Source organism: Steroidobacter sp., assembly GCF_016790065.1.
Taxonomy (GTDB): Bacteria; Pseudomonadota; Gammaproteobacteria; order Steroidobacterales; family Steroidobacteraceae; genus Steroidobacter.
Map to the genome: position 1 here is coordinate 1 of NZ_JAEUPY010000019.1, position 7,614 is coordinate 7,614.

General features: G+C 61.1%; 5 protein-coding genes. 3 read left to right on the forward strand and 2 right to left on the reverse strand.

The features are described from left to right. Positions 1–78: 78 nt before the first annotated feature. The 3 genes from JNL55_RS00680 (at position 79) to nhaA (ending at position 6,099) form a co-directional block, all read left to right on the forward strand. Positions 79–3,372 (forward strand): S41 family peptidase, encoded by a 3,294-nt coding sequence (locus JNL55_RS00680; RefSeq protein ID WP_293848239.1) that lies wholly within the window; start codon positions 79–81, stop codon positions 3,370–3,372. Next, positions 3,369–4,328: an MBL fold metallo-hydrolase gene (locus JNL55_RS00685; RefSeq protein WP_293848241.1), complete on the forward strand. Its 960-nt coding sequence runs from the start codon at positions 3,369–3,371 to the stop codon at positions 4,326–4,328. Before JNL55_RS00680 ends, JNL55_RS00685 begins: the two co-directional genes overlap by 4 nt. A 421-nt stretch (positions 4,329–4,749) precedes the next feature. Next, entirely contained in the window at positions 4,750–6,099 is a 1,350-nt protein-coding gene (nhaA, locus tag JNL55_RS00690) for a Na+/H+ antiporter NhaA (RefSeq protein ID WP_293848242.1), read from the forward strand. 74 nt (positions 6,100–6,173) lie between these two features. Here nhaA and JNL55_RS00695 read toward each other — a convergent pair whose 3' ends face one another. Beyond that, positions 6,174–6,656: a hypothetical protein gene (locus tag JNL55_RS00695; RefSeq protein WP_293848244.1), complete on the reverse strand. Its 483-nt coding sequence runs from the start codon at positions 6,654–6,656 to the stop codon at positions 6,174–6,176. Between the two features lie 255 nt (positions 6,657–6,911). Beyond that, the coding region (locus JNL55_RS00700; protein ID WP_293848246.1) for a hypothetical protein at positions 6,912–7,614 on the reverse strand (703 nt) is incomplete at its 5' end.

Here is a 7,614-nt window from a genome sequence, read left to right on the forward strand (position 1 = left end):
GTGATGCGAGAGCCAGCAGGCTGGGTTGGAAGTCGTGCCTCCTTCGCGCTCGTCGTCTGGTGTGGTGTCTGCGCTTTCGTGCAGTCAGCGGCGGCCGCACCTGCGACCTGGTGGCGTGAACCGGCGTTGTCTCCCGACGGGCAGTGGCTGGCCTTTCGCGCTGACGGTGATCTGTTCGTCGCGTCGGTGAATGGCGGTGAGGCGCGTCTGCTGCGTGGGACGTCTGCGCATGAGCACAGTCCGACCTGGTCGCCGGACGGTCGTCAGGTCGTGTTTGCTGCCGATCCCGACGGCAATGACGATGTCTTCAGCATCGATGCGCAGGGCAAGCAAGAGCCGCGCCGCTTGACCTGGCATTCCCGGAACGAGATTCCCGTCGCGGTCGCACCCGATGGACAGAGCGTGCTGATACGTAGCGGCCGGTTGGATCTGAGCGCCAGTCGCGCGGTGTATCCGCTGCAACTCAGAGACCGGGACGATCTGGAAAAACATCGTCCCTGGACGGCGCTGTTCGCTTTGCCGTTGCACGGTGGACTGCCGCGCATGCTGATCGAACCGAGCGTGATGGATGCTGGCTGGGCTGCGAATGGCACGCGGCTGATGTTCAGCGTGCGACCGGGCAGCGAATATATCTATCGTAAACACGAGCGCTCTGCGGCTACCTGGGATCTTTGGATGAGCGATGCCGATGGCAACAGCCCGCGGCGTTTGACTCACATCGAAGGACATGACACCGCACCCCGATGGAACCAGGCCGACGGGCATATCTACTTTTTGAGCGAACGTAGCGGGTCATTCAACGTTTGGCGCATGTCCGAGCAGGGCGAGGCCGACGCGCGGCAGATCACTCACCACAAGCGTGACCCGGTTCGTGATCTGACGGTATCGAGCACCGGACGGATCGCCTATTCCTTCCAGGGGGGGGTGTATGTGGGCAGTGTCGGCGTCGGATTCCGACCACTGTCCTTACGGCTGCCGACGCGCCAGCCACTGGTCCAGCCCGCTTTGCAGGATCTGAGTGCATCGCTGCGTCAAGCGAGTCGGGTGCCGGGGCGTGACGAAGTCGTGGTGGTAGCTCGAGGTGAGGTGTATGTGCTGGATCCGTTGTCCCAGCGAAGCCAGCGACTGCTCAGCGACTGGCCCGGGGTGAAGAGCTGGCCGACGTTCTCGGCCGATGGTCGGCAACTGCTGGTGGTGCGCAATCGAGGGAATGTGAGCGATCTACTGCTGACTCAATTGCCCGAAGGAACTCAGTCCTGGTTGGAGGCCGGACGCCAGGCACGGGTCGTCGCGCTGGCATCGATGCGAGAAGAAGTGATCATTCGGGCCGGGATCTCGCCCGATGGACGGCAAGCGGTATTCACCACTGGGCGTGACCTGCGCGTCGTGCAGATTGCCGACCGCACGGTTCGTCATTTGCTGAGTGCATTGGCGGGGTTGGACAAGTACGACCAACCGCTGGTGTGGCATCCCAACAGTGTTCATCTCGCCATTCATTTCCGCACGCTCAAGCGCCGCAGCTCGGACATCGCGGTGCTGTCGACGCAGGACGGCTCGCTGCTCAATGTGAGTCAGAGCGGCTTCGATGAAGCCGATCCGCAGTGGAGTGCCGATGGGCGTCGGTTGGTCTGGCAGAGCGATCGCGACGGTATGCGGGCGTTCACTGTGCACAACACCGCGAGCGATGCCTTTGTTTTGGAACTGGATCCGCAGCGACGACGTGCGGAAGTCATCGCGGCCCGTCAGGCACCGACGTCTGTGACAGGCGCTGTGCACCGTGTGGCGGTACCTGCCACGAACGACGAGCTTGCAGCCTGGATCGACGCCCTTCGACAGCAGCCCGACCGACTTCAAGGTGAACGCACGCGCCTCACGGCAACGTCGGCTCTGGTGCGTGCCATGGGACTTGCGCCCAGTGCGCGGTTTCTTCTGCAACTGCGCGAGGTGGGAGGACACACTGAGCTGTGGCGTACCTCGTTCGCTGCGGCGGGCGGGCGTTCGGACGAGCAGCGCATCGCTCGTCTACCCGGGAGCCCTCCGGGTGGCAGTGCGCTCGTCGATGTCGATCCGAAATCGATCAGCGTGCCATCGATAGAGATCGGCAGCGACGAGCGCGATGCGCTGCTGGTCGTCGACGGCGTGGGTTACTGGGCTGATCTGTCGAGTGGCAAGCTGACACAGCTCGCGCTTCCACAGATGCCCGTGGAGGATGGTAGAGAACAGCGGCGCTGGCTCTTCGAGCATGTGGTGCGCACGGTCGATCGTGTTTACTACCGACCGGAGTTTCTGGCGCAGATTCGCTGGCCGGAATACGTCAGTGCCTATCGTGGCTTGTTACCTGCAGTGAGTGATCCCGCCACGTTCAGCGAATTCATGAACGAACTGCTGGGCGAGTTGCAGGGCTCGCACACGTATTTCCACCATCAACCGCAACGGACGTCGGTTCGCAGCGGTTCGCTGGGCGTCATCTACGATGCGATGCATGCGGCGGAGGGATGGAGAATCGCCGAGATATTGCCGGGCTCACCGCTCGACGGCGTCGTGCACGAGGGTGAGCGCATCGTCGAGATCGACGGCGCCGTCATTCCAGCGGGCAGCGATCCTGCGAAATGGTTGCGAGGTACGGTGGGGCGCGTGTTGAGTTTGCAAGTCGTGTCGCCGGAGGGAAAGCGGCGAGCTGTCCACGCACTGGCCATCGGTAACGCTGAGGAGGCCAGCGCCATGTACCGGCGTTGGGTGGCCTGGCAACGCCGCGAAACCGATACCTTGTCCGGCGGCAAGCTGGGCTACGTGCATATGAGCGCGATGGGGGAACAACCGTTTCGCGCGCTGGTGGAAGACGTGCTCGGCCGGTTTGTCGGCAAGCAGGGCATCGTGTTCGATACTCGTTTCAATCAGGGCGGGTGGATGCACGAGCCGTTGATGACGTTCTTTTCGACACCGCATTTCTTCGACCTGGAAGGAGTGGGGCGCATATACGCGAGCGAGCCGGCGTTGCGGGCAGGTCGGCCGGTGGTGGTGCTGATGAATGCCGGCAACTATTCGAACGGCTCCGAAGTACCGACTTTGTTTCAAGAGCATGGCGTGGCCAAGTTGGTCGGTGAGCCTTACGCAAGTAGCGGCCTCGGCGGGCACAGCGATCCGTTGCCGTTTCCCGAGTACCGCTACGGCGTCGCGCATGACGCCTGTTTGACGGCAGACGGTCACTATTGGGAGAACACCACTCAACAGCCGGATGTGAACGTCCGCTCGGATCGGATTGGTTTGCGGGCTGGGCGCGATGCGCAGCTCGCAGCGGCGGTGCAGGTGCTGTTGCAGGCAGATGCAGCGGCGCGCAGTGAACAACTTCTTGAGAATCGGAGTGCACGATGAACTTCGCGGGAAAATGGTCGGGACTGATGCGTGGCTTCATCTTGCTGAGCGTGTGCGCCATCGCGGCGCCGGCAGTGAGTGAGCCTCGGTCGCAAGACTTGCAGCTGAAATACCTGGGCGCCGCGGGCTGGGAGATTCGCTCGGCAGATACCGTGGTGCTGGTGGATCCTTACATCTCCAGGATCAAGTATGACGGCCGGCGTCGCGACGACGACCCGAGGCGGGATTTCGCAATGACGGACCAGCCGCTATCCGATCATCAGTTGATCGACAAGCTCGTCACTCGCGCGGATTTCATCTTGGTCCATCACAACCACGTCGATCACGTCATCGACGTTCCCTATATCGCGAAAAAGACCGGCGCCAAGGTCATCGGTACGGAAACCACGAAGAACATACTGCTCAGCTACGGTATTCCTGAGCAACAGCTGTATGCAGTCCAGGGCGGGGAGGATTACCAGTTCGGCGCGTTCTCGGTGCGCGTGGTCCCGTCGTTGCATTCCGCCTTGGGAGAGAAGCGATACTTCAGTTCCAAACGATATGCGCAGCCGCTGCAGAATCCGTTACAGCTGTCCGACTTCATCGAAGGCGGTTCGCTGATGTATCTGTTGCGAATGGGAGGGCGTGAGGTGCTTACGATGGGGTCGATGAATTTCATCGAGCGGGAGCTGCAGGGACTACGGCCCGATGTCCTGCTGGCGGGGGCCGGCTCATCGCGAACAGAAATATATCGCTACACCGAACGCCTGCTGGCTGCCACGGGATATCCCAAGGTCGTGATCCCGACACATTGGGACGATTTCTTCGTCCCCTACCAAAACGAGGCGGCACAGGCTCGAGCCAGAGAAGAGAAAGCATATCCATTCGTTCGGGAGGTCGCCGGGGCCTCTCCCAAGTCGAAGGTCATCGTACCCGTGCACCTCGAGCCGATCTTCGTCGGGGGCCGAACCGAGTAGCGTCCTGTGTGTGGCGAATTCGAATTTATCGCATAGATGCAGAGACGAACCAAGACTTGTGCAACCTACCGCCAGAGCGCCGAATCTGCGATCCATTGATCGCATCATCGCCAGTCTGTGCGCGGGTCTGATGCATCCGGCTCGCTTGCTACGCTCGGCCATCGTGCTGAAGCCGTCGACGCTTATGGCGTTTCGCCGAGCGTTGGTGAATCGTAAGTATCGGCGGTCTGTCCTGGCTCGCCTTCCTCGGACATGCCAAGGACAGCCTCTGGAGCGTGCTGACGTTTGATTGCACCACGGCGCCCGATGCATTGCTCTGCGCGATCGCCTCGGGTTAAATCGGGGCGGGTGCCGAGGGATCAGTCTCCGGTAGGTATCGAGGTTGGTCGGGCCGCCAGTCTCCTCAAGGGAGCATTGCGTCTTGAACTCGCCTAATCGCGCGCAGGAGCCTACTGCGCCACAGATCTTAGCCGAACGATTTTTCTCCGCGTTAGAGCGCTTCCTGCACGTCGAGGCAGTCAGCGGAGTTGTTCTGCTGCTGGCGGCGGCCGCAGCATTGATCTGGGCGAATTCTCCCTGGGCGCCGAGCTACGAGCACGTTTGGCACACCCCGGTCAGCATCAGTGTCGGCAACGCGACCTTCTCACAATCGCTGCATTTCTGGATCAACGACGGCCTGATGACGGTGTTTTTTCTGGTCGTCGGCATGGAGATTCGCCGCCAAATTCATGAGGGCGCGCTGTCCACCGCGGCGCTGGCCTCCCTGCCGTTGGCCGCAGCAGTTGGCGGCGTGGCGGTGCCAGCGCTCATTTACCTCACGATCAACACGGATCCGGCCTTGCAGAATGGCTGGGCAATTCCGACCGCGACCGACATCGCGTTCGCGGTAGGCGTGTTGGCGCTGCTGGGTCGGTCCATCCCTGGCTCCATCAGGGTCTTTCTGCTCGCGCTCGCCATCATCGACGATATCGCGGCGGTGCTCATCATCGCGGTTTTCTATTCGAGCGGGCTCGACTACACCGGCCTGCTGGTGGCGGTGCTGGGCGTGGCGATCGTGCGCGGCTTCCAGGCAATCGGCATCGCCTCGGCCTTCTCGTATCTGTTGCCAGGCGCCATCGTGTGGTACGGGTTGCTCCTGTCAGGGGCGCATCCAACGCTGGCCGGTGTGGTGCTCGGCCTGATGACGCCGGTGCTTCGCCGTCGCACACGCCAACAACCCGTCGAGGTCGCCACTCGGGCATTGAATGAATTCGGCGAACGCTCTCACGCCGCGACCGTGGATGTGCGCGAATTGGTTTCACCCGTGCATCGACTTGAAGAGGCGCAGCGTGATCTGCTGCCACCGGTCGTCCGTGTACAGGCGGCTCTACATCCGTGGGTTGCGTTCGGCATCATGCCGTTGTTCGCACTGGCCAACGCGGGTGTTGCTATCGATGGCGCCGATCTCGGCGGCGCTTCGATAAATGTGTTCGGAGGCGTAATGTTGGCCCTGATCTTCGGCAAGCCAATCGGCATCCTACTGGGCAGTTGGTTGGCGGTGCGGGTCGGCCTGAGTCGCCTGCCGCCAGCGGTCACCTGGCACGGACTGCTGGTCGTTGGCTGTCTCGGCGGAATCGGGTTCACCATGTCCATATTCATTGCGATGCTCGCCTTCGCGGATGCTCACTTGCGGGCTGCCGCGAAACTGGGCGTACTACTCGCCTCGTTCGTTGCCGCGGTGGTGGGCCTATTCATCGGGCATCTGTATGTGAGAAAACTGCGTGCAAATTGAGGCATGAGTTCGCCTTCGCCCCCAGTATCAAGTTGGCGTGGCGTTGCAGGCTTTGCCTGCGCGTCAGGTCGTGTTCACACTCCACGACCGCAGTAAGGACCTCCAACATCCGGATCAACGTCGCAGCGCTCCTCGCCGCGTTTGGCGGATGAGATGAAACATCGAATCCGTGAGTCGAGGCGAATTTCCGAAACGGCTTCGAAGTCTTCCGCGTGTGCGGTTGCGGTGCCGCGGACGGCCTCCGGAAATTTATAGAGGCAATAGAACTCGCGCTTACGGCGCAGATGCAGGTCCAGCAATTCTGGATCGAGCGAGCGTTCCAGGACGCCAAGAGTCACGTCGGAATGGCGCAGTATCAGGCCCGCATGTGGCAATCCTGGCATCGACACATGGTCTTGGTGATGATGGCGGGGCTGTTCATGCTGGAGATTCGGATCAGTCACGCCGAAGACTATCCATTGTTGAGTTGCTACGACATCCAGATCTTGCTGGCCGCGACGTTGCCCGACCGCCGTGACAAACAGGAGGAAGTGTTGCGACTGATGCAACAACGACATCGAAAGCGACAGGCTCTGATCGATTCAGCCTATCGAGATTCCTCATCATGTCTTGCTGGCGTGACTCAAATTCAGAATGACAGAGTGGAATTATTTCTATCATAGAGAAGCCGCCTGACGGCGGGGTTTTCGGACACTACAGACGTCAGTATCGTTTGCAGCGAACGACCTGCCAGCGCGCAATGCGCTGGCAGGCTGGCCGAAAAAGTATCGCCCGAACCGAACGCTACTTGGCCGGCAGTTGTGGCGAGTTCGTCAAGGCAACTTCACGTCACCGACCAGGTTGTAGTCGTACTGGCTGTCGAACGTGGCCCATCCCTTCAGGTATTCCTTGATCGTGCGCGCCTTGCCCAACGCATTGGTGCCCTGTGGCTGGATCAGATGACCGCCATAGGTGTTGACGCACGTGACGGTCAGCGGATTGACGCCGAAGGCGAGGGCATAGCCCAGCGAGCAGCTGTTGCTCGCATAGGCATCCACCACTCCATGAGTGGGGATGGCGCGTCGATTGGCCTCGAGATAGGTGCAGGCTCCCAGGTTGAAGGCACTGCAATTCTGCGTGGTCATCTCCAGCTTCGGCGCGAACACGGTGACGTTCGGGGCCGAGGCCGCGCCTTGCAGGCTGACCTGCAGCAGCGGCAGCGTCAGCATGTACATGGCTTTGGCCATTTCCGAATTCGGGTCGACCAGAATGTCGTTGCGGATTTCCGTGTCGAGGTAGTTGCGCAGCTCGGACAGCGGCTGCAGATGCAAGACATCCTGAACGACCGCGGCGAAGTCCTGGTCGTTGAAGTCTTCATGATCCGGAAACAGGCCGAACGCCACCAGCGACACGGCGAAGTCGTACATGTTCCGGAGCAGCAGCATCTCGGTGGAAATGAACGGCGTCACGCCATCGTTGAACGCCTTGTTCAGCACGTAGTCGTGCAGCGTGCACAGCAGGAGCATGCTGGGAGTG